1 protein-coding gene is annotated in these 727 nt (G+C 52.5%); it reads left to right on the top strand.

Going from position 1 to position 727, the window contains the following annotated elements; genetic code table 11:
- Nucleotides 1–709, top strand: a 709-nt coding sequence (locus APH34_RS28420) for an IS3 family transposase (RefSeq protein ID WP_054903792.1), incomplete at its 5' end; no start/stop codon positions are given.
- Between the last annotated feature and the right edge of the window lie 18 nt (nucleotides 710–727).

Raw genomic sequence — 727 nt, 5'->3', positions numbered from 1 at the left:
GGAAAGCGGAGGTGTATACGGCTACCGCAAAATTCACGATGACCTGCGTGAGCTGGGAGAGGAATGCGGCCGAAATCGAGTCAGGCGCTTGATGCAGGCGGAGGGACTGCGTTCTCAAACGGGCTATCGGCGGCGTCCAGGGTTCTATGGTGGAAAACCAACAGTGGCCTCGCCCAACCACCTCGCGCGGCAGTTCAAGGTAAGTGAGCCGAACAAGGTCTGGGTGACAGATATCACTTACATCCGCACCTATGAAGGGTGGCTCTACCTCGCGGTAGTGCTGGATCTGTTCTCACGCCAAGTAATTGGTTGGTCAATGAAGCCAAGGATGTGCAGCGACCTGGCTATCGACGCGATGTTGATGGCTGTTTGGCGACGCAAGCCTCAGCAGCAAGTTATGATTCACTCAGATCAAGGCAGTCAGTTCAGTAGCTCGGATTGGAAAAGCTTTTTGAAGGCCAACAATGTAATCAGCAGCATGAGCCGGCGGGGAAACTGCCACGACAATGCCGTAGCCGAGAGCTTTTTCCAGCTTTTGAAGCGAGAGCGAATCCGACGAAAGATCTACACAACCCGTGAAGAAGCCCGAAGTGATATTTTCGATTACATCGAGATGTTCTATAACCCTAAACGCCGACACAGCAGTGCTATGCAGCTGTCTCCAGTAGAGTATGAGAAACGCTATTTCCTGAGCTTGGAGAGTGTCTAGAAAACCAGGGGCGATTCA

Source organism: Pseudomonas sp. NBRC 111131 (assembly GCF_001320525.1).
Classification (GTDB): Bacteria; Pseudomonadota; Gammaproteobacteria; order Pseudomonadales; family Pseudomonadaceae; genus Aquipseudomonas; species Aquipseudomonas ceruminis.
Note: the sequence above shows the minus strand (reverse complement) of the source record. Positions and strands in the feature narration are given on the sequence as shown.